The organism is Pseudomonas sp. Irchel 3F3, assembly GCF_900187545.1.
GTDB classification, from domain to species: Bacteria; Pseudomonadota; Gammaproteobacteria; order Pseudomonadales; family Pseudomonadaceae; genus Aquipseudomonas; species Aquipseudomonas fortuita.
This window is the reverse complement of record NZ_FYDS01000005.1, coordinates 443,452-466,769: the sequence shown is the minus strand read 5'-3', so window position 1 is coordinate 466,769 and position 23,318 is coordinate 443,452. Positions and strand designations below refer to the sequence as shown.

Annotated in this window: 21 protein-coding genes and 1 pseudogene; 8 read left to right on the top strand and 14 right to left on the bottom strand. The window is 63.4% G+C overall.

Going from position 1 to position 23,318, the window contains the following annotated elements; translation table 11 throughout:
* Positions 1-35: 35 nt before the first annotated feature.
* From CKW35_RS13475 to CKW35_RS13440, 8 genes and pseudogenes are all read right to left on the bottom strand, one after another.
* Positions 36-242 (bottom strand): annotated as a pseudogene (locus tag CKW35_RS13475) (cupin domain-containing protein); the annotation flags it as partial.
* A gap of 119 nt (positions 243-361) precedes the next feature.
* Positions 362-1,294 carry a phosphatidate cytidylyltransferase gene (locus CKW35_RS13470; protein WP_016489124.1) on the bottom strand — a complete coding sequence of 311 codons (933 nt, stop codon included), beginning with the start codon at positions 1,292-1,294 and terminating at the stop codon, positions 362-364.
* A gap of 1 nt (position 1,295) precedes the next feature.
* Positions 1,296-1,919 carry a lysophospholipid acyltransferase family protein gene (locus CKW35_RS13465; protein WP_016489123.1) on the bottom strand — a complete coding sequence of 208 codons (624 nt, stop codon included), beginning with the start codon at positions 1,917-1,919 and terminating at the stop codon, positions 1,296-1,298.
* A 10-nt stretch (positions 1,920-1,929) separates the two neighbouring features.
* Positions 1,930-2,361, bottom strand: coding sequence for a hypothetical protein (locus CKW35_RS13460; RefSeq protein WP_023046903.1), 432 nt, complete (start codon positions 2,359-2,361; stop codon positions 1,930-1,932).
* Complete coding sequence (locus CKW35_RS13455) at positions 2,358-3,809, bottom strand: phosphatase PAP2/dual specificity phosphatase family protein (RefSeq protein ID WP_070086422.1); 1,452 nt, start codon at positions 3,807-3,809, stop codon at positions 2,358-2,360. The genes CKW35_RS13460 and CKW35_RS13455 overlap by 4 nt, the downstream gene beginning before the upstream one ends.
* Positions 3,810-5,564, bottom strand: a complete 1,755-nt coding sequence (locus CKW35_RS13450; protein ID WP_016489120.1) for a bifunctional alpha/beta hydrolase/class I SAM-dependent methyltransferase — start codon at positions 5,562-5,564, stop codon at positions 3,810-3,812. It lies immediately after the preceding gene.
* Positions 5,565-5,595: 31 nt separating this feature from the next.
* Positions 5,596-6,201: a CDP-alcohol phosphatidyltransferase family protein gene (locus CKW35_RS13445; RefSeq protein ID WP_023046905.1), complete on the bottom strand. Its 606-nt coding sequence runs from the start codon at positions 6,199-6,201 to the stop codon at positions 5,596-5,598.
* Positions 6,202-6,284: 83 nt separating this feature from the next.
* Positions 6,285-7,166, bottom strand: a complete 882-nt coding sequence (locus tag CKW35_RS13440; RefSeq protein WP_023046906.1) for a LysR substrate-binding domain-containing protein — start codon at positions 7,164-7,166, stop codon at positions 6,285-6,287.
* A 77-nt stretch (positions 7,167-7,243) separates the two neighbouring features.
* On the opposite strand from CKW35_RS13440, the gene CKW35_RS13435 reads away from it, so the two are divergent.
* Positions 7,244-8,008: a sulfite exporter TauE/SafE family protein gene (locus CKW35_RS13435; protein ID WP_095116127.1), complete on the top strand. Its 765-nt coding sequence runs from the start codon at positions 7,244-7,246 to the stop codon at positions 8,006-8,008.
* Here CKW35_RS13435 and CKW35_RS13430 read toward each other — a convergent pair.
* Entirely contained in the window at positions 7,998-8,312 is a 315-nt protein-coding gene (locus CKW35_RS13430; protein WP_023046908.1) for a putative quinol monooxygenase, read from the bottom strand. The two genes, CKW35_RS13435 and CKW35_RS13430, sit on opposite strands and share 11 nt — an antisense overlap.
* Positions 8,313-8,475: 163 nt before the next feature.
* Between CKW35_RS13430 and CKW35_RS13425 the strand changes: the two genes are divergently transcribed.
* From CKW35_RS13425 to ggt, 3 genes are all read left to right on the top strand, one after another.
* A complete protein-coding gene (locus CKW35_RS13425) occupies positions 8,476-9,069 on the top strand; it encodes an NAD(P)H-dependent oxidoreductase (protein ID WP_016489115.1) in 594 nt (197 codons plus the stop codon).
* 182 nt (positions 9,070-9,251) lie between these two features.
* Positions 9,252-10,148 (top strand): LysR family transcriptional regulator, encoded by an 897-nt coding sequence (locus tag CKW35_RS13420; protein ID WP_016489114.1) that lies wholly within the window; start codon positions 9,252-9,254, stop codon positions 10,146-10,148.
* A 117-nt stretch (positions 10,149-10,265) separates the two neighbouring features.
* A complete protein-coding gene (ggt, locus tag CKW35_RS13415; RefSeq protein WP_016489113.1) occupies positions 10,266-11,933 on the top strand; it encodes a gamma-glutamyltransferase in 1,668 nt (555 codons plus the stop codon).
* A 134-nt stretch (positions 11,934-12,067) separates the two neighbouring features.
* On the opposite strand, the gene CKW35_RS13410 is transcribed toward ggt, so the two are convergent.
* Entirely contained in the window at positions 12,068-13,987 is a 1,920-nt protein-coding gene (locus CKW35_RS13410; protein WP_060517399.1) for a methyl-accepting chemotaxis protein, read from the bottom strand.
* A gap of 173 nt (positions 13,988-14,160) precedes the next feature.
* Entirely contained in the window at positions 14,161-15,054 is an 894-nt protein-coding gene (locus tag CKW35_RS13405) for a neutral zinc metallopeptidase (protein ID WP_016489111.1), read from the bottom strand.
* Positions 15,055-15,255: 201 nt separating this feature from the next.
* Between CKW35_RS13405 and pcaH the strand changes: the two genes are divergently transcribed.
* Positions 15,256-15,975 (top strand): protocatechuate 3,4-dioxygenase subunit beta, encoded by a 720-nt coding sequence (gene pcaH, locus CKW35_RS13400; protein ID WP_016489110.1) that lies wholly within the window; start codon positions 15,256-15,258, stop codon positions 15,973-15,975.
* 10 nt (positions 15,976-15,985) lie between these two features.
* On the top strand, positions 15,986-16,591 hold the full coding sequence (gene pcaG, locus CKW35_RS13395) for a protocatechuate 3,4-dioxygenase subunit alpha (protein WP_003251601.1): 606 nt from the start codon (positions 15,986-15,988) through the stop codon (positions 16,589-16,591).
* 98 nt (positions 16,592-16,689) lie between these two features.
* Here pcaG and trmA read toward each other — a convergent pair whose 3' ends face one another.
* The 3 genes from trmA to CKW35_RS13380 all read right to left on the bottom strand — a co-directional run bounded on the left by trmA (position 16,690) and on the right by CKW35_RS13380 (position 20,510).
* A complete protein-coding gene (gene trmA, locus CKW35_RS13390) occupies positions 16,690-17,775 on the bottom strand; it encodes a tRNA (uridine(54)-C5)-methyltransferase TrmA (protein ID WP_095116125.1) in 1,086 nt (361 codons plus the stop codon).
* On the bottom strand, positions 17,772-19,067 hold the full coding sequence (locus CKW35_RS13385) for an NCS2 family permease (RefSeq protein WP_016489108.1): 1,296 nt from the start codon (positions 19,065-19,067) through the stop codon (positions 17,772-17,774). The genes trmA and CKW35_RS13385 overlap by 4 nt, the downstream gene beginning before the upstream one ends.
* Before the next feature lie 222 nt (positions 19,068-19,289).
* Positions 19,290-20,510: an MFS transporter gene (locus CKW35_RS13380; protein ID WP_095116123.1), complete on the bottom strand. Its 1,221-nt coding sequence runs from the start codon at positions 20,508-20,510 to the stop codon at positions 19,290-19,292.
* 356 nt (positions 20,511-20,866) lie between these two features.
* On the opposite strand from CKW35_RS13380, the gene CKW35_RS13375 reads away from it, so the two are divergent.
* Together CKW35_RS13375 and cydB are read left to right on the top strand one after the other, a co-directional pair.
* On the top strand, positions 20,867-22,303 hold the full coding sequence (locus tag CKW35_RS13375) for a cytochrome ubiquinol oxidase subunit I (RefSeq protein ID WP_016489106.1): 1,437 nt from the start codon (positions 20,867-20,869) through the stop codon (positions 22,301-22,303).
* A gap of 3 nt (positions 22,304-22,306) precedes the next feature.
* Positions 22,307-23,314 carry a cytochrome d ubiquinol oxidase subunit II gene (gene cydB, locus CKW35_RS13370; protein ID WP_016489105.1) on the top strand — a complete coding sequence of 336 codons (1,008 nt, stop codon included), beginning with the start codon at positions 22,307-22,309 and terminating at the stop codon, positions 23,312-23,314.
* Positions 23,315-23,318 lie beyond the last annotated feature (4 nt).

Here is a 23,318-nt window from a genome sequence, read left to right as displayed (position 1 = left end):
TTGGTGGTTTTGGGATATTTTTGGTTTAACTAAGCGAGGAAGTGGCAGAACTCCCACTTCTCGTAGTTGACCTCGAACTTGCCCGGGGTGCAGATCCAGGTGCCCATGATCTTGCTGCCGTCGGCCGACAGGTAGGCATTGAGGTTGACGGTGTGCGGATCGCCGCCGATGCGCTTCCACTTGGTGGCGTCCACGACCGGCGTCGGGCAGGTTTCGCGCAGGACGGTGATGAAATCGGACATGTGGCAACTCCTGGTGACTGGCTGAATGACGGGTCACCATAGGGCCATCGGCCGAGCCGCAGTTGCCTGGGCTCGACGTCCAGCTGTCTGGTCGCGCTATGCCAGACGTTTGATATTCGCTACGCCCACCAGTACCGCACAAAGTGGAAGAACACTGGCGCGGCAAAGCACACCGAGTCCATGCGATCGAGCATGCCGCCGTGGCCTTCGATCATGTGGCCCCAGTCCTTCACCCCGCGGTCGCGCTTGATCGCCGACATCACCAGCCCGCCGAAGAAGCCCATGGCGTTGACCGCCAACGCCATCAGCGCGGCCTGCCAGAAGGTGAACGGGGTGATCCAGCACAACAGGGCGCCGATCAGGGTGGCCAGTGCCACGCCGCCGGCCAACCCTTCTACGGTCTTGGACGGTGACAGGTTGGGGGCCACCTTGTGCTTGCCAAACAGCTTGCCGCACACGTACTGCAGCACGTCGCTGATCTGCACCACCAGGATCAACCAGGCGATCAGCAGCAGGTTCCGCCCCTCGTAGCCGGGGATGTCCAGGGTCATCAAGGCGGGCACCGACGATACGCAGTACACCGCGATCATCAGCCCCCACTGCACCTTCGACGCACGTTCGAGAAAGCGCGTGGTATCGCCGCCGAAGCTGGCCAAAATCGGCAGCAGCAGGAACAGGTACACCGGGATGAAGATGCTGAACAGGCCGTACCAGTCCATGGCGATCAGCACGTACTGCACCGGCAGTGCCACATAAAACGCTGCCACCAGCGCCGGGTAGTCGCTGCGCCGGGTCGGGGTGAGGGTCATGAACTCGCGCAGGGCGTAGAACGACACACCATAGAACAGCACGATCACGCCGTATTTACCGAACAGGAAGGCAATGCCGATTACCAGCACCATCACCCACCAGGCGTTGATGCGGGCGTTGAGGTTGTCGATTACCGCGTGTGGCGCCGGGCCGGCGCGCCACTTGAGCAGGCGGCCGGTCACGCTGGCGAGCAGCAGCAGGGCGCCGATGCCGGCGAACAGGGAAAGGGTGTTGTCGTCCATCTCAGGCATCCTTCGGGGCCAGGTTCAGCAGGGCCTGGCTGGCCCGCTCGAGAAAGGCCTGCTTGCTTTCGTCAGCGTGCAGGTGCAGTGGTTCGCCAAAGCTCAGTGTGCACAGCAACGGCAGGGGCAGGGCACGGCCCTTGGGCATCACGCGGTTGAGGTTGGCGATCCATACCGGTACCAGCTCGACATCGGGATGGGCCGCGGCCAGGTGGTACAACCCGCTCCTGAACGGCATCAGTGGCTCGTCACCCAGGTTACGCGTGCCTTCCGGGAAGAAGATCAGCGAGTCGCCTTGGGCCACGGCTTCAAGGATCGGCTGTAGCGGGCTGCCTTGCCCTTCGCTGCGTTGGCGGTCGATCAATACGCCGTTGAACACCTTGCGAATGAGAAAATCGCGGATGCCCGGCTTGGCCCAGTAGTCCGCGCCGGCCACCGGGCGGGTGCGTTTGCGCAAGGGCTGCGGCAGTGAAGCCCACAGCAATACGAAGTCACCGTGGCTACTGTGGTTGGCGAAGTACAGGCGCTGCACTGGCAGCGGCGTGCAACCCAGCCACAGGGCGCGGGCGCCCGTGATCAGGCGGGCGGCGGAGGTGATGAGGTAGGCGGTCAGGTTGGCGAGCATGGATCGGTGGTCATCCCTTCAAAGGCAGTGTCAGCAGGGTAGCCAAGGCCAGCGACAACTGCAGGCCCAGGCACACTGCCTGGCGGCGCAACAGGCCCAACGCGGCCTGGCTGCGTTCAGGCCAGGCGCGGGCGTCCGTGGCCTGCGGTTTCAGTTTCAGCTCGAACAGGGCGCGGTCCAGGGCCTGGGTGTCCGCTGCCAGGTGGTTGCTGCTGGCGAGGTGGGTGAACAGTTCGGCATCCATGGCCACGCGGATGGCCCAGTACTTGTGCACTACGCCAAGCACCAGCAGCACGCCGCACAGCAAGCTGGCCAGCGTTTGAAGGGGCGCACCCAGCAACGGCGCAAGGCCGTAGGCCAGGGCCAGCAGGGTGAACCCGTCGGACACGCGTTCCAGCTGTTTGCCGCGGCCCAGCAGGCAGGCCACCACCCGCAGGTTCATGGCTGTGCTCCAAGCTGTTGCAGGGCCCGGCGGTGTGCCGGGTGCAGGACGATGCCGGGGCGGGCTTTGCGGATCAGTGCTTCGGCCTGCTGGGCGTCGCTGCAGCGGCCGGAGAGCAGCAGCCAGGCGGCCACGGCGCTGGCGCTGCGTGAATAGCCCAGAGCGCAGCAGACCAGTACGGGGCCTTGGGCGCGCAGGCGTTCGATGGCGTCGGCGGCCTGCTGTAAAAGGGCAACGTCCGGCGCTATCAGGTCCAGGGTAGGGAAACACTGATACTCAAAGGCTGGCGCGGCCGTTGTAGGAGCGGCCTCGTGTCGTGAAAGGGGCGCGAAGCGGCCCCGGTTTTTCAGCTTTGCGGCAGACATCGCCGGGGCCGCTGCGCAGCCCTTTCGCGACACAACGCCGCTCCCACAAATGTGCGCAGCAGGGCGGCTGACAGCGCACGGCAGCTCGGCGCACAAATCGACAATTGCGGCGAACGGCGTGCTGCGCCCAGGGACCCTCCCCAGATACACGCCATCGCACACCTCATCGGCCTGCGGGTGGTGCCAGGTCCAGAGCCGCGAATTGACCCACGCTCCGACCAGGTACGGTGTCAGCAGCCATATGGCCGCGCTCGACAAGCGCCCATCGGCGCCTTTCTGAAACCCGCCTGCACCGAACACGGCATAATTCAGCGCAACCAGCGCCAGCGATAGACTCGGCCAAGCCAACCACAACCAGGCACCGCTCAATTCAACGGCAGGCACTGCGCACAACACTGCGCCCAGGGCATAACAAAACGCGACCCACCAGCGCTTGGCATCCCGTGCAAAGTGCACCTGCTGCCAGGGCAGCCGCCCTTGATACGGCCACAGCCAGACGCAGGCAAACCCCGCCAGTGCCCCCGTGGGTACATCGATGAAATGGTGCTGCCAGGTGGTCAGTACCGACACCCCGATCAACGCCATCCAGCCATGCATCAGCCATCGCCAGGGCTGACGCCGCACATGCCGGGCAAACATCGTCCAGATGATCACCAGCAGCGCAATGTGCAGCGAAGGCGCCTGGTTGAACGGCTTGTCGAACCCCATTAGCACATCGAACAGCCAGCCGAACAGCCCGCCCAGCTCCGGCCGTTCGAAGGTGAACCGCAGCGGCCACAGCAGGAAGCAGGTGACACTGATCACTTGTGCGCTGAGCAGTGCCAGCGCATGCCGGTCCATTTCCTGGCGCGTACGCGGCAGCAGAAAGGACAGCCCGTAGAGCAAGTCGATCGACCAGTACGGGATGATCGTCCAAGGCCACAGCGGCATGCTGCGCTCCCAGCCGAACACCAGGCTGCCGACATCACTGCGGCCGGCGGTATGGTTGTTCGCCAGCCCGTAACTGAGGAAGAACAACGGCCCCAGCAGCAGAAGCCAGCACACCCCTCGGCGTACCAGCCCAGGCTCGCGTGGTGGGTTCATTCAGCGCACCCGCTGTGCCAGGCTGACGCTGAAAATACCCCATTCATCGATGCGCTGGGCCAGCTTGCGGAAGCCGGCTGCTTCTACCAACTGGTCCATTTCGGCCTGGCTGCGGCGTCGCATCACCCAGGCCTCGCCGCCTCGGTGGCTGGTGAGCGCGCGGGCGATCATTTCCAGTTGTGGGTGCCACGGCTGGCCGGTGTAGACCAGATAACCGCCATCTTCCACGGCATCGGCCAGGCCGGCCAGCGAATTGCCCACCAGTTGGTTGCTGGGGAACAGTTCGTAGAGCCCCGATACAACGGCCAGGGTCGGTGGCTGTTCCAGCGTGGCGAGGCTCTGGCGGTCGAAGGCATCGCCCTGGACGAAACGGGCGATGTCAGCCAGGCCCTTTTCGGCGATCAGCGCGCTGCCTTGCTGCACGTTCAGCTCGCTGTAGTCGCGCAGCAGGATCGAATCAGGCAACTGCTCAAGGTCTTGCAGGGCTTCGAGGATGTAGCGGCCATGACCGGCGGCGATATCGACAATGTGCACTGGCCGTTGTTGTTCGCGCAGCCGGTTGATGGCCAAGCGCAGCAGCTCTTCGACGTGGAGCTTGCGCTGGCGAATACCGCGCCAGCCGATGGCGTCGAGGTAGTGCTGGTCGATCAGGCGGCCCAGCTTGCCCTTGCCGGTCGGTTGGTTGCGGTACACATAGTCGAGCGTGCTGCCCGAGTCGAAGCCGGTGTCAAAGCCCAGTTTCACACCCGCAGACAGTCCCTTGCCCAGGCTTAGCCCAGCGCGGGTAGCGCGCCAGTAAAGGTCACGCGGCGAGTGGCGTGGCAATGGTGCGGCCAGGCTTTCGGCTTCGGCGCAACTGGCGCCGGTCTTGTCGGCATCGAGCAGTGAGGGCAGCGCGGCGGGGCTGGCGAAGCAATGCTCCACAAATCGCTCGATGCGCTTCAGGGCATGGGCCCGGTCACGTTCGCCAAGGGTATCGTGGAAGAAACCCGGCAGGAGGTGCATTTCCTTGCGCGTGCTGCCCAGCCGTTCGAAAAAGCGTTCCTGCGGCTGGCGCTCGACCACGAAATCGGCCCCGGATACCAGCAACTGGGTCGGTACCTGAATGGCCTGGGCATCCGCCACCACCCGGTCAGCGGCTTCGTATAGGCCCAGCAGCATGGTCACCGAAATCGGCCGGCTGATCAGCGGGTCGGCCACGTATGACATGACCCGCTCGGGGTCGTGCGTGAGCAGGCGGGGCTTGACGTAGCTGTTGACGAAGAAGTTGCCGCGCAAGGCCTTGAGCAGCTTCAGGCCCGGGCGGGCGAACGGCACGTAGAGCTTGACCTTGAACGCTGGTGAGGCCAGTACCAGGCAGCGCACCTTGGGTGCATAGTCGTGGGCCCAGGTGGCAATCAGTACAGCGCCGACGCTTTGCGCCAGCACCACCATGTCGTGCTCGGCGATGCCGTGATGTGCCTGGATATGTTCGATGAAGGTTTGCACGTCGCGCACGCTGGTGGCAAACCCCGGGCTGTCGCCACGTGCGCCTGGCGACTGGCCATGGCCGCGGGCATCCCAAGCGAAGAAGTCATAGCCCGGCATGTCCAGTTCATCGGCCAGGTGGGCCATGCGCCCACCGTGTTCATGGCCGCGGTGGAACATCACCACGGCCCGGCGTGGCTGGTGCTCGTTGCGGGTGGCAGGCCAATGACGGTAGTGCAACTCGACACCGTCATGGGTGGAGAAGTGCAGCGCTTGCGCTTGGCGCATGATCAACGTCCTTTTTGCGGCGGCTTTGGGCTCAGCGGGTTTCGGCCAGCCCCTGGCGAACCCGGTTGTAGAGGGTATAGAGCGAGAGCGCGAGGATGACCAGCAGCAAGCCATTGACCCAGCTGCCGTTCAGCAGGCCAAAGGCGACCCCGGTGCCCAGCACGCCGAAGGCAAAGGCCCGGTCGCTTTTGCCCATGGGGCCGTCATAACGCCGCGATGCACCGGCCAGCGGGCCCATGACACCGGCGTATTCACTGAAGGTGGCACACAGCACCAGCAGCACCACCAGCGTTGGTGAAACCCCGGCCAGCAGGGCGAAGGGCAGGTACAAGGCGGCGTCGGCGATTACGTCGCAGAGTTCATTGAGGTAGGCGCCGAGGGTGGATTGCTGGCCGAACTCCCTGGCCAGCATACCGTCGACCGCATTCAGCGCCATGCGCAGCAGCATCCAGACCGGTATCAGGATGAACAGCCAGGTAATGTGGGGCAGGCTGGCCAGCAGCAGGCCCAGCAGGATCGACACCACTGCGGCGGCGACGGTGACCTGGTTGGCGGTGACGCCGCGGTCGTAAAGGCGCTGGACTGCCGGGCGCAGCAGGGCCTGGAAGCGTGGTTTGAGCTGGTAGATCGATGCCACTGTGAAATCCTTTTTCGTGGTGCGATGGGAGGATTGTGTGCGACCGGCCAAAAAAATGCACTTCCTGTGCAGGAACTGCCGCTTCAACGGGTGAAGGTGGTTACCAATGCTGCGGCATAGCCCGGTAACGCCGCAAAATCCCGCGCGCACACCAGCAACTTGCGGTTGGCCCACGCCTCTTCCAGCGCCACCCAGTGCATTGGCAACACGCCCTGCCAGCGCTTCACGGCTGCCAGCGGCACCACCCCGACGCCGGCCCCGCCAGCAACCATGCGGATCACCCCATCGAAACCCTCGGCCCGCACCCGTACTTGCATGCGGCGCCCCTCGCGCAGTGCCTGCTCCTCCAGATACTGCGCCAACGCGCTACTGGCGCCCAGCCCGACATGGCCATGGACCAGGCTGTCGATGAAGCGGGGCGCGGCCTCACTGGCCAACGGGTGGCCCAAGGGTGTCACCAGCACCAGCGGGTCATCGCGAAACGGGCGGGTCTGCAGGTGTTGATTGGGCGCGGCGGTCGATACGATGCCAAGGTCCGCCATGCCCTGGGTAATCGCCTGCACGATGCGCAGGCTCGGCAACGCCTGCACATCCACGCTGACCCCGGGGTTTTCAGCCAGATAGCTGGCCAGCAGCTCCGGCAGGTACTCTGTAAGTGCTGCTGTGTTGCACAGCAAGCGCACCTGGCCCTGCTGCCCTTGCGCGTACTGGCCCAGATCAAACTGCAGGCGCTCGACCTGCTGGCCTATCAGACGTGCATGCTGCAGCAGTGCCTGGCCAGCCGGGGTCGGCTGCACGCCACGGCGGTTGCGCGCCAGCAACGGGATACCCAGCGATGCCTCCATGGCGCGGATGCGCGCGCTGGCGGCCGGCAGCGACAGGTGGCTGCGGCTGGCGCCGGCGGTGATGTTGCCGCATTCCAGGGTGTGCTGGAACAGTTTGAGGTCGATCAGGTCGAAATGCATGTGGCTCTGTCATTGCAAGAGTCTGGCTGAGTATATGGCAGATTTTCCCGCAGCCCGGAACCGGCCATCATCCGCCCATGACTACTTCGCTCGCTTTCTACCAGAACATTGGTCCGGCATTGTCGCTGCTGGTGGTACTGACCTTCCTGCTGGCGGGTGCGGTGAAGGGGGTAATCGGCCTGGGCCTGCCGACCATCGCCATGGGCCTGCTGGGCCTGGCTATGCCACCGGCGCAGGCTGCAGCATTGCTGATCGTGCCTTCGACCCTCACCAACATTTGGCAACTGGCCAGCGGCGGGCACCTGCGTGCGTTGCTGGCGCGGCTGGGGGCGATGCTGGCGCTGATCTTCATTGGCACCCTGCTGGGCAGTGCCTGGTTGGGGATCGACAGTGGTCCATGGGCCGCGCACGCACTGGGTGCGGCCTTGTTGGCATATGCGTTGTACGGCCTGCTCGGCCCAAGCTTGCACCTGGCGCCGGCGCACGAGCGTTGGCTAGGGCCGGTCTGCGGGCTGATGACGGGGGTGATCACGGCGGCAACCGGGGTGTTCGTGATACCTGCTGTGCCCTACCTGCAGAGCCTGGGCCTGAGCCGTGAACAGATGATCCAGGCCCTGGGCCTGTCGTTCACGGTTTCAACCGTGGCGCTGGCGGTTGGCCTGGCCGGGCAGGATGCCCTGGGGGGCCAGGCGTTGGGGGCTTCGCTGCTGATGCTGGCGCCCGCCTTGCTCGGCATGCTGGCCGGGCAGTGGTTGCGTCAGCGCATCAGCGCGCTGCTGTTCAAGCGTTGCTTTTTCATCGGCCTGGCCGCACTCGGCGGCCACTTGCTGATCAACGGCTAGCGGACGAGGCACTGAGCATGTCGACCCGCTGGATATCGAAATCGCGCTCCAGGTAGTCCATGCGCTTTTCAAAAAACGCCTTCATGTGCGGCAAAGCCGAGTGCACGTCCAGTGCAGCCTGGTCGGCCCACACTTCAAAGAACACGAACAGGCTTGGGTCCTGCTGGTCGCGCAGCATGTGGTACTCGATGCAGCCCGGTTCCTGGCGGCTGGGCTCGACGTAGGGGCGGAACAGGGTTTCGAACGCATCAGCCATTTCCGGGCGGGTCTTGGCTTTGAGGATGAAGGCGAACTGCTCACTCATGGGGCACTACTCGATGATGGGTGGTGAAACGATTCTAAGGCAATAATGCTTTACCCATTCGTGACTTCTGCTCAATTGTATTTTGCCCCGTCATTGCTGTATCCCAGCCCCGCGAGCCTCTAACCTGCCGGCATCAAATTTTCACTCGGCCCGGGAGGCCAGCATGAAAAAGATCCTTCTGCTTAATGGTGGTAAACAGTTCGCCCATTCCGAAGGCCGCCTCAACGCGACCTTGCACGAAGCGGCCATCGCTCACCTGGACCGTGCCGGTTACGATGTGCAGCAGACTTTCATCGACGGCGGCTACGACGTGCAGGCCGAGGTCGAGAAGTTTCTCTGGGCCGATGTGATCGTGTACCAGATGCCGGGCTGGTGGATGGGCGCACCCTGGACCGTGAAAAAGTACATCGACGAAGTCTTTACCGCGGGCCATGGCAGCCTTTACGCCAACGATGGCCGTACCCGTTCGGACCACTCGCAGAAATACGGCAGCGGTGGGCTGGTGCACGGCAAGCAGTACATGCTGTCGCTGACCTGGAATGCGCCGCAGCAGGCGTTCGATGACCCGAGCGACTTCTTCGAAGGCAAAGGTGTGGATGCCGTGTACTTCCCGTTCCACAAGGCCAACCAGTTCCTTGGCATGACTGGCCTGCCGACTTACCTGGCGGTGGATGTGATGAAGCGCCCGGATGTGCCGGCGGCGTTGGCTGCTTATGAGGCACATCTGGACAAGGTGTTCGGCAGGGCACAGCAGTAGGTTGCCTTTTCCGGCCTCTTCGCGGGGCAAGCCCGCTCCCACAAGTTCTCCACAGTTCCTGATGGTTGTGCAAAACCTGTGGGAGCGGGCTTGCCCCGCGATGAGGCCGGTAAAGGCGCTGCTGGACGTGGCCTCGACAAGCGGCTATCTAATCCTTGCGCAGACCAACCACAGGCCCAGATGTGAAAACCCGATCCGAAGAACTCCAGGTATTCGTCGCCGTCATCGACTGCGGCTCGATTTCTGCTGCCGCCGAGCAGATGGGCCAGACCCCATCCGCCGTCAGCCGCACCTTGTCGCGCCTGGAGGGCAAGCTGGGTACCACCTTGGTCAACCGCACCACCCGGCGCATGGACCTCACGGAAGAGGGCCGTTACTTCCTTGAGCGCTCGCGGCAGGTTCTGGAGCAGATGAACGAGATGGAAGAGCGTCTGTCGATGAACCGCCAGACACCCAGCGGGCGCTTGCGTATCAACGCCGCTGCGCCGTTCATGCTGCATGCCATCCTGCCGTGGATCGGCGAGTTTCGTCGCCAGTACCCCGGCATCGAGCTTGAACTGAACACCGATGATCTGATCATCGACCTGCTGGAGCAAAGCACCGATGTGGCGATCCGCATTGGCGAGTTGGCCGATTCCAGCCTGCACGCACGCAACCTGGGGTGCAGCCCGGTACAGGTGCTGGCCAGCCCGGCCTACCTTGAGCAGCACGGCACGCCGCAGCGGGTCGAAGACCTTGCCAGCCACTGCCTGCTCGGTTTCAGCCAGCCCGAATCGCTCAACCATTGGCCGCTGCGCCACGCTCAGGGTGACCGCTTCAGCATCCGCCCGGCGCTGATCGCCTCCAGCGGTGAAACCCTGCGCCAGCTGGCGTTGGCCGGCGAGGGCATCGTCAGCCTGTCGCACTTCATGACCCACGAGGACATCCGCACCGGGCGCCTGCAGGTGCTGCTGAGCGAGGCCAACAATGGCTACCGCCAGCCGATCCACGCGGTGTACTACCGCAACACCCAGCTGGCGCTGCGTATCCAGTGCTTCCTCGATTTCATCCAGCGCAAGCTGGCGATGTACGCCTGCTGAGTTGCCTGAACGCGACAGATCCTGTCCACAGGCGGCGAAATTTCCTACGGTTGATTGCACAGTCGAAACGCTTGGGTCTTACTGAGTGCTCAACAAAAACAACACCAAGGAAGTGTCATGCGTATTGTCCCGTTCCAGTACCTGGCTCTCGCAGCCGCGATCCTGAGCTGTTCCTCGGTTTATGCCGCCACGCTGGAGGGCGGCGCGGTGGCTGCACCCGATCAATATGGTGCACAGGTCGCCGCCGATATTCTGAAAAAGGGCGGTAACGCGGTAGATGCCGCAGTGGCCACTGCCTTCACCCTGGCGGTGACTTATCCGGAGGCCGGTAACATTGGCGGTGGTGGGTTCATGACCCTGTTCGTCGACGGCAAGCCGTACTTCCTCGACTACCGCGAAGTCGCGCCAAAGGCCGCTACACGCAACATGTACCTGGACGACAAGGGTGAGGTCATCGAAAACCTGAGCCTGGTCGGGGTTCGCGCTGCGGGTGTGCCAGGCACGGTGATGGGCCTGTGGGAGGCGCACCAGAAGTTCGGCAAGCTGCCCTGGAGCGAGCTGCTGACCCCGGCCATCGGCTATGCGAAAAACGGTTTCAAGGTGGCTGAAAAACAGTACCAGTACCGCAACGATGCCCAGGGCATGTTCAAGACTGCGACCAACTTCAATGACTACTTTGGCAACATGAAGGTCGGCGAGTTGTTCAAGCAGCCAGAAATGGCTCAGACCTTGGAACGCATCGCCGACAAGGGCGTGAGCGAGTTCTACCAGGGCAAGACCGCCGACCTGCTGGTGGCACAGATGCAGGCTGACAAGGGCCTGATCACCAAGGATGACTTGAAGGATTACAAAGCCGTATGGCGTGAGCCGATGGCGGTGAGCTGGCGTGGCAATGTGGTCTATACCGCACCACCGCCAAGTTCTGGCGGTGTCGCCCTGGCCCAGCTGTTGGGCATCAAGGAAGACCGCGCGGCGGACTTCAAGGGCGTAGCGCATAACTCGGCGCAGTACATTCACCTGTTGGCCGAAATCGAGAAGCGCGTTTTCGCTGACCGTGCCGACTACCTGGGCGACCCGGCCTTTACCAAGGTGCCGGTGGACCAATTGGTGGCCAAGGACTACCTGGCCAAGCGCGCCGCGCAGGTCAACCCCAAGGCCATTTCCGACACCGACAAGGTCAAACCGGGCCTTGAGCCGCACCAGACCACGCATTTCTCGATCGTGGACAAGCAGGGCAATGCGGTCAGCAACACCTACACCCTCAACCTCGACTACGGCAGTGGCGTGGTGGTGAAGGGCGCAGGCTTCCTGCTCAACGATGAGATGGACGACTTCAGCGCCAAGCCAGGCGCTGCGAATGCCTTTGGCGTAGTCGGTGGCGATGCCAACGCAATCGAACCGGGCAAGCGCATGCTGTCCTCGATGAGCCCCAGCCTTATGACCCGTGATGGCAAGGTCGAGCTGGTCATCGGTACCCCAGGCGGTTCGCGGATCTTCACCTCGATCTTTCAGGTGATGAACAACCTGTACGACTACGGTATGCCGCTGGACAAGGCGGTCGCGGCACAGCGCGTGCACCATCAGTTGCTGCCCAAGGACACTATCTACTTTGACAGCTATGCACCCCTGACCGGGCCGGTGGCGGATGAGCTGAAGAAGATGGGCTACGTGCTTGAGGACCAAGGCTGGGAGATGGGCGATATCCAGGCGATCCGGGTGGATGGGGCGAAGCTTGAGACCGCTTCCGATCCGCGTGGGCGTGGGGTGGGGATGATCGTCAAGTAAGCGGACACCTGTACCGGCCCTATCGCCGGCAAGCCAGCTCCCACAGGGACGCCGATGCCCACGAGGCCTGTGCGGTCCCTGTGGGAGCAGGCTTGCCGGCGATAGGGCCGCAAAGCGGCCCCGGGTTACCCAGGTCAGACGCGGAACTGGCTGACCAGCATTTGCAACTGCCCACCCAACCGCGCCAGCTCCACACTCGACGCTGCCGTCTCGTCACTGGCCGCCGCCGTCTGCTCGGACACATCACGCACATTCAGGATGCTGCGGCTGATCTCTTCAGCCACCGCACTCTGCTGCTCCGCCGCCGCCGCAATCTGCTGGTTCATCGACTGGATGCCCGACACCGTACTGGTGATGTTCTCCAGCGAGGCTCCGGCCTTGCGCGCCAGCTCGACGCTGCTGTCGGTCAAGCTACGGCTGCCCTGCATGGCGTTCGCCACTTGCTGGGTGCCATGCTGCAGGCTGGCAATCAGCTCTTCGATCTCTTCGGTGGACTTTTGCGTGCGCTGGGCCAAGCCGCGCACTTCGTCGGCGACCACGGCAAAACCACGCCCGGCCTCGCCAGCCCGTGCCGCCTCGATCGCCGCATTGAGCGCCAGCAGGTTGGTCTGTTCGGCCACCGACTTGATCACGTCCATCACGCTACCGATCTTCTGGCTCTCCTGCTGCAGCAGGTTCATGGCTTCGGTGGAACGGTGCATGTCCTCCGCCAAGCGCTCGATCTGGCCAATCGCTTCGCCGACCACGCGGTCGCCGGCGCGGGCTTCGTCGTCGGCACCGGTGGCGGCATGCGAGGCCTGCTCGGCGTTGCGCGCCACTTCCTGAACGGTCGCGGCCATTTCGTGCATGGCAGTGGCCACCTGGTCGGTTTCGACCTTCTGGCTGTTGGCGCCGGCACTGGTCTGTTCGGTGACCGCCGACAGCTCTTCGGCGGCGCTGGCGATCTGGGTGACGCCATCACGGATGCCGCTGATCAGCTCGCGCAGGGTGGTGCCCATGCGCGCGATGCCTTGCTGAAGCACGCCCAATTCGTCGCGGCGGGTGATGCGCGCGTGGTGGGTGAGGTCGCCGCTGGCGATCTTTTCCACCGCTACCAGGGTTTCACGCAGTGGGCCGGTGATCTGGCGGGTGATCAGTACCGCTGCCAGGATGCCGACCAGCAGTGCCAGCAGGGTAGCGATGGCCTGCAGGCTACGGGCCTGGGTGCTCTCGATGTCGCGGCGTTCCAGCTGGATCTGGTACAGCGCATCGCTGCGCTTGACGATATCGGCGCCCTGCACGGTCATTTCGGCGCGTGAGGTGGTGATGTTGGCGACCGCGTCGCGGAACTGGCGCACGGCGTCACGGTAGGCCAGTACCGCGCTTTCGAACTGTTGCAGGCGGGCGTCTTCGGTGGGCAGCTGGCGCTTGAGGTTGTCGATATCGGCTAACGCTGCATCCAGCTGGCGCAGGGCGGCCTGCTCGTTGGCAGCGCTGTTGTCGGCAATGTAGCCGCGCACGTCGATGCGCACCTGCAGCAGTTGCTGGCGGGCCTTGCTGATCAACAGGTACTGGGCCAGGCGTACGCTGTCGGCCTCTGGGCGCGCCATGACTTCCTGGCTGAGGGCGTCCATCGCCTGATCGGCGCGGGTGGCCGAGCTGTCCATGGAGACGCGGGCTGCGCGGGTGGCGTCGTAGCCTTGGCGCATCTTGTTGAGCGACACCTTGTAGGCGCTGATGGTTGCGCCCAGCTCATTCAGCAGTTTGACGTTGTCCGGGCTGTTGAAGGTGCTGGCCAGGTAGGCCTGCTGCTTGCTGAAGGCATCCAGCTTGGTCTGGGTGTTGGCGGCGGCGGCATCGTCGCCGTTGGCGATCATGTACTGCAGACGCGCAATACGCAGGTCGGTCAGGTCTTTGTTGAGCTGGCCGATGTCACCCATCCAGTTGCTGCGGTCGATGAGGCTGCCCAGGCTGGTCCAGCCAGTCAGGGCCAGCAGGCCAGTGAGGATCAGCACCAGGCCGAAGCCCAGGCCAAGTTTTAGGTTGACGCTGATGTTGGCGAACCAGCTGTTCATGCACGCACTCCAGAAGTAGTTTTCGCTCTCTTGATCTTCGATCGCAAGGCGTTGTTGTTCTGGGTGCCCGCTGACTCGTGCAGGGGTTATCGGCAATGATCCGGGAAGCTGAAACGCTTTTTCAGCAGATTTGTAACTGGATAACCAGGGGCCGCTATGCAGCCCCGGCAGTTTCAGAGGCTGCGCGCGCTGAAGGTATCGCAGCTGTTCACCTCACCTTGCGCAAACCCGGCTTTGAACCAGCGCACTCGCTGCGCCGAGGTGCCATGGGTGAAGGAGTCCGGTACCACGCGGCCGCGGCCTTGCTGTTGCAGGCGGTCATCGCCAATGGCGTTGGCCGCGTTCAGCGCTTCCTCGACGTCGCCCGGCTCCAGCCAGTTCAGGCGTTTTTGCGCCTGGTAGGCCCATACGCCGGCCAGGCAGTCGGCTTGCAGCTCCTGGCGTACCAGCAGCCCGTTGTCGCCCTCCATGCGCTGGCCGTTGCGGCGGGCGGCGTCGACCTTGGCCGAAACGCCCAGCAGGGTCTGCACATGGTGGCCGATTTCGTGGGCAATCACGTAGGCTTGGGCGAAGTCGCCGGCCGCAGCGAAGCGGGTTTCCATTTCACGGAAGAACGACATGTCCAGATAAACCCGCTGGTCTGCCGGGCAGTAAAAGGGCCCCACGGCCGCCGAGGCAAAGCCGCAGGCCGAATTGACCTGGCCACTGAACAGCACCAGCTTGGGGTCACGGTATTGCTTGCCGGCTTCGGCAAACAGCGCTTTCCAGGTGTCTTCGGTGTCGCCCAGGACCGAGGCAACGAACTCGGCCTGCTGGTCGTTGGCCGGTGGCGCCTTGCCGCCCGCACCACTGGGCGCTGTCTGCTGTTGCTGCTGCGCCATCTGGCCGGTGAGCTGGCCAAGAATCTGCAACGGGTCCTGCCCGGTGAGCCAGCCGATGCCGACGATCAGCAGAATTGCGCCGAGCCCCAGCCCCTTGCCGCCGCCGAAGCGCATGCCGCCGCCACCGCCACCTTCGCCCCGGGCATCGACCACGTTGTCGCTGCGTCGGCCTTTTCGCCATTCCATGTGTGCTCTCCCGAGCCGTGAAACAAGAAGACAAAGATTAGTTCACGGCAGCGTCAGGTGTCAGGCCAAAGTGTTAATCCATAACCATTTGGTTATGGAACTAGTGGTCGATTTCAATATTCAATGGCCGCGACCTGCCGGAAACTGTAAGTCCGCCTGCCACGCCCAGGCGTTCACATAATTCCAAGAGAGGAAACCGGCATGCCCGCCCAGGACAACAGCCGCTTCGTGATCCGTGATCGCAACTGGCACCCCAAAGCCCTTACGCCTGACTACAAAACGTCCATTGCCCGCTCGCCGCGCCAGGCACTGGTCAGCATTCCACAGTCGATCAGCGAAACCACTGGTCCGAACTTTTCCCACCTGGGCTTCGGCGCCCACGACCATGACCTGCTGCTGAACTTCAACAACGGTGGCCTGCCAATCGGCGAGCGCATCATCGTGGCCGGCCGCGTCGTCGACCAGTACGGCAAGCCTGTGCCGAACACCCTGGTGGAGATGTGGCAAGCCAACGCCGGTGGCCGCTACCGGCACAAGAACGACCGTTACCTGGCACCGCTGGACCCGAACTTTGGTGGTGTCGGCCGTTGCCTGACCGACAGCGACGGCTACTACAGCTTCCGCACCATCAAGCCGGGCCCGTACCCCTGGCGCAACGGCCCGAACGACTGGCGCCCGGCGCACATCCACTTCGGCATCAGCGGCCCGTCGATTGCGACCAAGCTGATCACCCAGTTGTATTTCGAGGGTGACCCGCTGATCCCGATGTGCCCGATCGTCAAGTCGATCGCCAACCCTGAAGCTGTACAGCAGTTGATCGCCAAGCTCGACATGAGCAACGCCAACCCGATGGACTGCCTGGCCTACCGCTTTGACATCGTGCTGCGCGGCCAGCGCAAGACCCACTTCGAAAACTGCTGAGGAACCCGCCATGCCAATCGAACTGCTGCCGGAAACCCCTTCGCAGACCGCCGGCCCCTACGTGCACATCGGCCTGGCCCTGGAAGCGGCCGGCAACCCGACCCGCGATCAGGAAATCTGGAACCGCCTGGCCAAGCCGGACGCGCCAGGCGAGCACATTCTGCTACTCGGCCAGGTGTATGACGGTAACGGCCACCTGGTGCGCGACTCGTTCCTGGAAGTGTGGCAGGCCGACGCCAATGGCGAGTATCAGGATGCCTACAACCTGGAGAACGCCTTCAACAGCTTCGGCCGCACCGCCACCACCTTCGATGCTGGCGAGTGGACGCTGCACACGGTCAAGCCGGGTGTGGTGAACAATGCTGCTGGCGTGCCGATGGCGCCGCACATCAACATCAGCCTGTTTGCCCGTGGCATCAACATCCACCTGCACACGCGCCTGTACTTCGATGATGAAGCCCAAGCCAACGCCAAGTGCCCGGTGCTCAACCTGATTGAGCAGCCGCAGCGGCGTGAAACCTTGATTGCCAAGCGTTGCGAAGTGGATGGGAAAACGGCGTATCGTTTCGATATCCGTATTCAGGGGGAAGGCGAGACCGTCTTCTTCGACTTCTGAGTTGAAGCCCGGGGCCGCTTTGCGGCCCATTCGCGGGGCAAACCCGCTCCCACAGGTACTGCACTGTCCTGTGGGGGCAGCCTTGCCCCGCGAATGCTTTAACGCCGAACCAGCAACACCCCACTCTCCATGTGGTGGGTATAGGGGAACTGGTCAAACAGCGCACAGCGCTCGATGCGGTGGGTGTCCTGCAACTGGGCGATGTTCGCCGCCAGGGTTTCCGGGTTGCACGAGATGTACAGAATCCGCTCGAAACGCCGGGTCAGCTCGCAGGTGTCCGGGTCCATCCCTGCCCGCGGCGGGTCGACGAACACCGTACCGAACGTGTAGCTCTTCAGGTCGATGCCTTCCAGGCGACGGAACGGCCGCACCTCATTCAGCGCCTGGGTCAGCTCTTCTGCCGACAAACGCACCAGTCGCACGTTATCCACAGCGTTCTCTTCGAGGTTGCTGAGCGCAGCATTGACCGAGGTCTTGCTGATTTCGGTCGCCAGGACCTGACGCACGCGGGTGGCCAGTGGCAGGGTGAAGTTGCCGTTGCCGCAGTACAGTTCCAGCAAATCGTCCTGGCGCTCGCCAATGGCCTCGTAGGCCCAGCTCAGCATTTTCTGGTTCACCGCGCCGTTGGGCTGGGTGAACGCACCTTCCGGCTGGCGATAGCTGAACACACGGCCGGCCACGTCGAGTTTTTCGACCGCGTGGTCGCGGCCGATCACCAGGCGCTTGCCCTTGGAGCGGCCAATCACGCTCACACCCAGCGCTTCGGCCAGTTGCCGCGCTTGCGCTTCCCAGGCCTCGTCCAGCGGGCGGTGGTAACACATCGTGATCATCGCATCGCCGGCCAGGGTGGTGAGGAACTCCACCTGGAACAGGCGATTGCCCAGTTCCTCACTGGCTTGCCAGGCCGCCTTCAGGCGCGGCATCAGTGCATTGATGCGCTCGCTGGCAATGGGGAAATCGTCGATCAGAATCGCCTTGTGCTTGTCGCCCGGGGCGAACATGGCGTAGTGGCGCTGGCCGTCCTCGCGCCACAGGCGGAACTCGGCGCGCAGGCGGTAGTGCTCGCGCGGCGAGTCGAAAACTGCGGGTTCCGGCGCACCGAAGGGCGCCAGCAGCTCGCGTAGCCGGGCCACCTTGGCGTCCAGCTGGGTGGCGTAGGAGGAGGGGTCGAAAGCAGCACTCATGCGTTGAACCAGCCCAGCTTGATGACGAACAGGATGGAAAGGATCACCAAGGCCGGGTTCAGGTCGCGGTGGCGGCCGGAGATCAGCTTGACGGCGGTCCAGGAGATGAAGCCGAAGGCGATACCGTTGGCGATCGAGTAGGTCAGCGGCATGGCCAGGGCGGTCACTACCACCGGCGCGGCTTCGGTGACGTCGTCCCAGTTTATTTCTGCCAGGCCCGAGGCCATCAGCACCGCGACGAACAGCAGCGCCGGTGCGGTGGCGAACGCCGGCACGCTACCGGCCAGCGGAGCGAAGAACAACGCCAGCAGGAACAGCACGGCAACCACGATGGCGGTCAGGCCGGTGCGGCCACCGGCGCTCACGCCCGCAGCGGACTCGATATAGCTGGTGGTGGTCGAGGTCCCCAGCAGGGAACCGGCCATGGCGGCGGTGCTGTCGGCGATCAGGGCGCGGCCCATCTTCGGCATGTGGCCGTCCTTGCCCATCAGGCCGGCGCGCTTGGCCACGGCGATCAGGGTGCCGGAGTTGTCGAACAGGTCAACGAACAGGAACGCGAAGATCACGCTGATCAGGCCCACATCGAGGGCACCGGCGATGTCCAGCTGCAGGAAGGTGGGTGCCAGCGAAGGGGGCATCGACACGACCCCGCCGAACGGCGTCACACCCATTGCGATCGACGCGACGGTGACGGCCAGGATGCCGATCAACACCGCGCCGCGCACTTTCAGCGACTCAAGGCCGACGATCAGGAAGAAGCCCAGCGTGGCGAGAATCACCGAGGGCTGCTTGAGGTCGCCCATGCCCACCAAGGTGGCTGGGTTATCGACGACGATGCCCGCGTTATGCAAGGCGATCAGCGCCAGGAACAAACCAATACCAGCAGCGATGGCCGAGCGCAGCGGCAGCGGGATGCTGTTAACGATCCACTCGCGGATGCGGAAGATCGACAGCAGGAAGAACATCACCGCCGACAGGAACACCGCGCCCAGCGCGACTTGCCAGGTGTGGCCCATGTGCAGCACCACGGTGTAGGTGAAGAACGCGTTCAGGCCCATGCCCGGCGCCAGGGCGATCGGGTAGTTGGCAATCAGGCCCATGGTGGTGGAGCCGATGGCCGCTGCCAGGCAGGTGGCGACGAAGATCGCGCCCTTGTCCATGCCGGTCTCGCCGAGGATGCTCGGGTTGACGAACAGGATGTAGGCCATCGCCAGGAAGGTGGTGACGCCCGCGAGAATCTCGGTGCGCACGTTGGTGTTGTGTGCTTTTAGTTGAAACAGCCTTTCCAGCATGCCCGCTCCCCAAGGCGCCCCCGGCGCCATGAATGTATCGACCCCATCAGCAAAGCACAGACCGTACCGGTTGCCGTGGTTTTGTGTGGGGAGGAAAAAAGCCGCGCATCATACCAGCATGCTTGGCGGGGGCCTATGGCCGTTGGGGAATGGGTTTCCATAGCCGGTACCGGCCCTGTGGGAGCGGGCTTGTCCCGCGAAGAGGCCGGCACAGGTAACTGATCAACCGTTATGCAACCGGTCCCGCTTGGCCAGTGTCGGGAACATTTTAATCCACACCCCGGTCACCACCAGCGTGCCCACCCCGCCCATCACCACTGCCGGCACTGTGCCAAACCAGTGCGCCGTCACCCCGGATTCGAACTCGCCGAGCTGGTTCGAGGCACCAATGAACAACCCGTTCACCGCGCTTACCCGGCCACGCATTTCATCTGGTGTCTCCAGCTGCACGAACGAACTGCGAATGACCATGCTGATCATGTCCGCCGCGCCTAGCACCACCAGCACCGCCAGCGAGAACCAGAACGAGGTCGACAGGCCGAAGGCGATGGTGGCCACGCCGAACACGCCGACAGCGGTAAACATGGTCCGCCCGACGTTGCGCTCGAACGGGAAGCGTGCCAGCCACAGCGACATGCACAACGCCCCCACCGCCGGTGCCGAGCGCAGCAGGCCCAGGCCCAGCGGGCCGGTCAGCAGGATGTCCTTGGCGAACACCGGCAGCAGCGCGGTGGCCCCACCCAGCAATACAGCGAACAGGTCCAGCGAAATGGCCCCGAGAATATCGGGCCGGCTGCGTATGAAGCGGATGCCGGCCAGCAGTGATTCGATGCTGGCGCGACCGCGCTGCACGACCTGGCCGCGTGCCTGCAGGCTCAGGGTGAGCACGCAGGCGATGGCGTACAGGGCCACGGTGGGGCCATACACCCAGAGGCTGCCAAAGGCATACAGGAAGCCGCCCACCGCCGGCGCCACGATGGTTGCCGACTGGGTCGCCGACGCCGACGCTGCCACTGCCCGAGGGAACAGGCCGGGCGGCACCACGTTGGGTAACAGCGCCTGGGTTGCCGGCATTTCGAACGAGCGCGTGGCGCCGAGCAGGAAGGCGAGGGCGAAGATCAACTCGCGGGTGACGTTGTCGGTGGCGCTGCCTACGGCCAGTGCCAGGGCAATCAGCCCCTGCAGGCTCTGGCACAGGGCAGCGACCTTGCGCCGGTCATAGCGGTCAGCCACATGCCCGGTGTGCAGCATGAACAGCACACGCGGGGCGAACTCGACCAGGCCGACCAGGCCCAGGTCCAGCACATTGCCGGTCAACTGGTAGAGGTGCCAACCAATGGCCACGGTGAGCATCTGAAAGCCGCTGGCGGTGAATACACGGGCCAGCCAGAAGGCCAGGAAGGGACGGTGGTGACGCAAAAACTGCGGTGCGGAATCGGACATCGGAAACCAAGGGCCTCGGCGCAGTAGAGGGGGTGCGCAGCGTATCACCTGTTTGTAACAAGTGGTTACTGTTTGCCCGGATCGGCACTTTTTCACGCTGTATGAAAGAGGGTGGGGCAACGGGTCACGCGACAAACAACCACACGGCTCGCCGGCCTATTCGGGACTATGCTTCTAGGCATTCGTTGATCTGGGTCAACCGTTGCTTTTGCAACAACCGACGAACGAATTGGCCTGCGGGCCGGAATCCCCACGATCGAACAGAACAATTCCAACGCGCCGCACTCGACTACCGTGGGGGCAGTGGGCGACGGGGCCACAAGCCCGGACGCCGGATTATCTGAAGAGGAAGCACCATGTTCGGAATAGAGGCCTTAGAGCTCGCCCGAATGCAGTTTGCCTTTACCGTGTCGTTCCACATCCTGTTCCCGGCCATCACCATTGGCCTGGCCAGCTACCTGGCAGTCCTCGAAGGGCTATGGCTGCGCACCCACCAGCAGGTCTACCGCGACCTCTATCACTTCTGGTCAAAGATTTTTGCCGTCAACTTCGGCATGGGCGTCGTCTCTGGCCTGGTCATGGCCTACCAGTTCGGCACCAACTGGAGCCGTTTCTCCGAGTTTGCCGGCGCCGTGACCGGACCGCTGCTGACCTATGAAGTACTGACCGCCTTCTTCCTCGAGGCGGGTTTCCTTGGCGTCATGCTGTTTGGCTGGAACCGTGTGGGCCGCGGCCTGCATTTTTTCTCCACGTGCATGGTGGCGCTCGGCACGCTGGTCTCCACGTTCTGGATCCTCGCTTCCAACAGCTGGATGCAAACCCCCCAAGGCCACGAGATCATCGATGGCCGGGTGGTGCCGGTGGACTGGTTTGCAGTGGTGTTCAACCCATCGTTCCCCTACCGACTGATGCACATGGCCACGGCCGCGTTCGTTTCCACAGCCTTTTTCGTCGGCGCCTCGGCGGCCTGGCACCTGCTGCGTGGGCGTGACAACCCGGCTGTGCGCAAAATGCTGTCGATGGCCATGTGGATGGCGTTGATCGTGGCTCCGGTCCAGGCGGTGATCGGCGACTTCCACGGCCTTAATACGCTCAAGCATCAGCCGGTGAAAATCGCGGCGATCGAAGGGCATTGGGAGAATGTACCTGGCGAGCCGACCCCGTTGATCCTGTTCGGTATCCCCGACATGAAGGCCGAGACCACGCGCTTCAAGGTGGAGATCCCGGCGCTCGGCAGCCTGATCCTGACCCACAGCCTGGACAAGCAGGTGCCGGCGATGAAGGAGTTTCCACCCGAGGACCGGCCCAACTCCACCATCGTCTTCTGGTCGTTCCGGATCATGGTCGGGCTCGGCTTCCTGATGATCTTCGTTGGCCTGTGGAGCCTGTGGCTACGCAAGCGCGGCACGCTCTATACCTCCCGCCCGTTCCTGTATATGGCGCTATGGATGGGGCCCTCCGGGCTGATCGCATTGCTCGCCGGCTGGTTCACCACCGAGATCGGCCGCCAACCGTGGGTGGTGTATGGCCTGATGCGTACGGCGGATGGTGTGTCGAATCACAGCTACGCCCAGCTTGGTTTCACGTTGGTGGCCTTTGTGGTGGTGTATTTCGCCCTGTTCGGCACTGGGCTTGGCTACATGATGCGCCTGGTGCGCAAGGGCCCGCAGACTGGAGAAGGCGACGCGCCTACACCGGGCGGACCTGGCCAGAAGCGCACGCCCGCGCGGCCGCTGTCTGCCGCCGATGATGGCCATGAGGCCAAGACTGCCAGCCTGAGCAAGGAGGACTGAGCCATGGGTATCGACCTTCCGCTGATCTGGGCCGTAATCATCATCTTCGGCGTCATGATGTACGTGGTGATGGACGGTTTCGACCTGGGGATCGGCATGCTTTTCCCCTTCGTCAAGGGCGAGCAGGACCGTGATGTGATGATGAACACCGTCGCCCCGGTATGGGACGGCAACGAAACCTGGCTGGTCCTGGGCGGTGCCGGGCTGTTCGGGGCGTTCCCGATGGCCTATGCAGTGATACTCGAAGCATTGTACCTGCCACTGATCCTGATGCTGATTGGCTTGATCTTCCGCGGTGTTGCCTTCGAGTTCCGCTTCAAGGCCACCTCCGACAAGCGGCATATCTGGGACAAGGCGTTCATCTGGGGCTCACTGGTCGCTACCTTCTTCCAGGGCGTGGCCCTGGGCGCCTTCCTCGAAGGCTTCAAAGTGGTCGACCGGCATTTTGCCGGGGGTACCCTCGACTGGCTCACCCCGTTCAGCCTGTTCTGTGGCGTGGGGCTGATCGTTGCCTACACGCTGTTAGGGTGCACCTGGCTGATCATGAAGACCGAAGGGTCGCTGCAACAGAAGATGCACGATCTTGCACGGCCGCTGGCGCTGGTATTGCTGGTAGTGATCGGTATCGTCAGCCTGTGGACACCCATCGCTTATCCACAGATTGCCGACCGCTGGTTCAGCATGCCTAACCTGATCTGGTTCATGCCGGTGCCGCTGCTGGTACTGGTGACGTTCTACGGGCTGCTCAAGGCGGTGGCGCGCAATGCGCACTACACGCCGTTCCTGCTCACCCTGGTGCTGATCTTCCTCGGCTACAGCGGGCTGGGCATCAGCCTGTGGCCGAACATCATCCCGCCGTCGATTTCGATCTGGGATGCTGCAGCGCCACCGCAAAGCCAGGGCTTCATGCTGGTGGGCACGCTGTTTATCCTGCCGTTCATCCTCATGTACACCTTCTGGAGCTACTACGTGTTCCGCGGCAAGGTGACCCATGAAGACGGCTATCACTAGGAGG

Coding starts and splice junctions, on each gene's coding strand:
- CKW35_RS13380 (WP_095116123.1), bottom strand. CDS start 20,510: ATGTCCGATTCCGCACCGCAGTTTTTGCGTCACCACCGTCCCTTCCTG.
- pcaG (WP_003251601.1), top strand. CDS start 15,986: ATGCCAATCGAACTGCTGCCGGAAACCCCTTCGCAGACCGCCGGCCCC.
- CKW35_RS13450 (WP_016489120.1), bottom strand. CDS start 5,564: ATGCGCCAAGCGCAAGCGCTGCACTTCTCCACCCATGACGGTGTCGAG.
- CKW35_RS13425 (WP_016489115.1), top strand. CDS start 8,476: ATGAAAAAGATCCTTCTGCTTAATGGTGGTAAACAGTTCGCCCATTCC.
- CKW35_RS13405 (WP_016489111.1), bottom strand. CDS start 15,054: ATGGAATGGCGAAAAGGCCGACGCAGCGACAACGTGGTCGATGCCCGG.
- CKW35_RS13430 (WP_023046908.1), bottom strand. CDS start 8,312: ATGAGTGAGCAGTTCGCCTTCATCCTCAAAGCCAAGACCCGCCCGGAA.
- CKW35_RS13470 (WP_016489124.1), bottom strand. CDS start 1,294: ATGGACGACAACACCCTTTCCCTGTTCGCCGGCATCGGCGCCCTGCTG.
- trmA (WP_095116125.1), bottom strand. CDS start 17,775: ATGAGTGCTGCTTTCGACCCCTCCTCCTACGCCACCCAGCTGGACGCC.
- cydB (WP_016489105.1), top strand. CDS start 22,307: ATGGGTATCGACCTTCCGCTGATCTGGGCCGTAATCATCATCTTCGGC.
- CKW35_RS13460 (WP_023046903.1), bottom strand. CDS start 2,361: ATGAACCTGCGGGTGGTGGCCTGCCTGCTGGGCCGCGGCAAACAGCTG.
- CKW35_RS13375 (WP_016489106.1), top strand. CDS start 20,867: ATGTTCGGAATAGAGGCCTTAGAGCTCGCCCGAATGCAGTTTGCCTTT.
- CKW35_RS13455 (WP_070086422.1), bottom strand. CDS start 3,809: ATGAACCCACCACGCGAGCCTGGGCTGGTACGCCGAGGGGTGTGCTGG.
- ggt (WP_016489113.1), top strand. CDS start 10,266: ATGCGTATTGTCCCGTTCCAGTACCTGGCTCTCGCAGCCGCGATCCTG.
- CKW35_RS13465 (WP_016489123.1), bottom strand. CDS start 1,919: ATGCTCGCCAACCTGACCGCCTACCTCATCACCTCCGCCGCCCGCCTG.
- pcaH (WP_016489110.1), top strand. CDS start 15,256: ATGCCCGCCCAGGACAACAGCCGCTTCGTGATCCGTGATCGCAACTGG.
- CKW35_RS13440 (WP_023046906.1), bottom strand. CDS start 7,166: ATGCATTTCGACCTGATCGACCTCAAACTGTTCCAGCACACCCTGGAA.
- CKW35_RS13410 (WP_060517399.1), bottom strand. CDS start 13,987: ATGAACAGCTGGTTCGCCAACATCAGCGTCAACCTAAAACTTGGCCTG.
- CKW35_RS13435 (WP_095116127.1), top strand. CDS start 7,244: ATGACTACTTCGCTCGCTTTCTACCAGAACATTGGTCCGGCATTGTCG.
- CKW35_RS13385 (WP_016489108.1), bottom strand. CDS start 19,067: ATGCTGGAAAGGCTGTTTCAACTAAAAGCACACAACACCAACGTGCGC.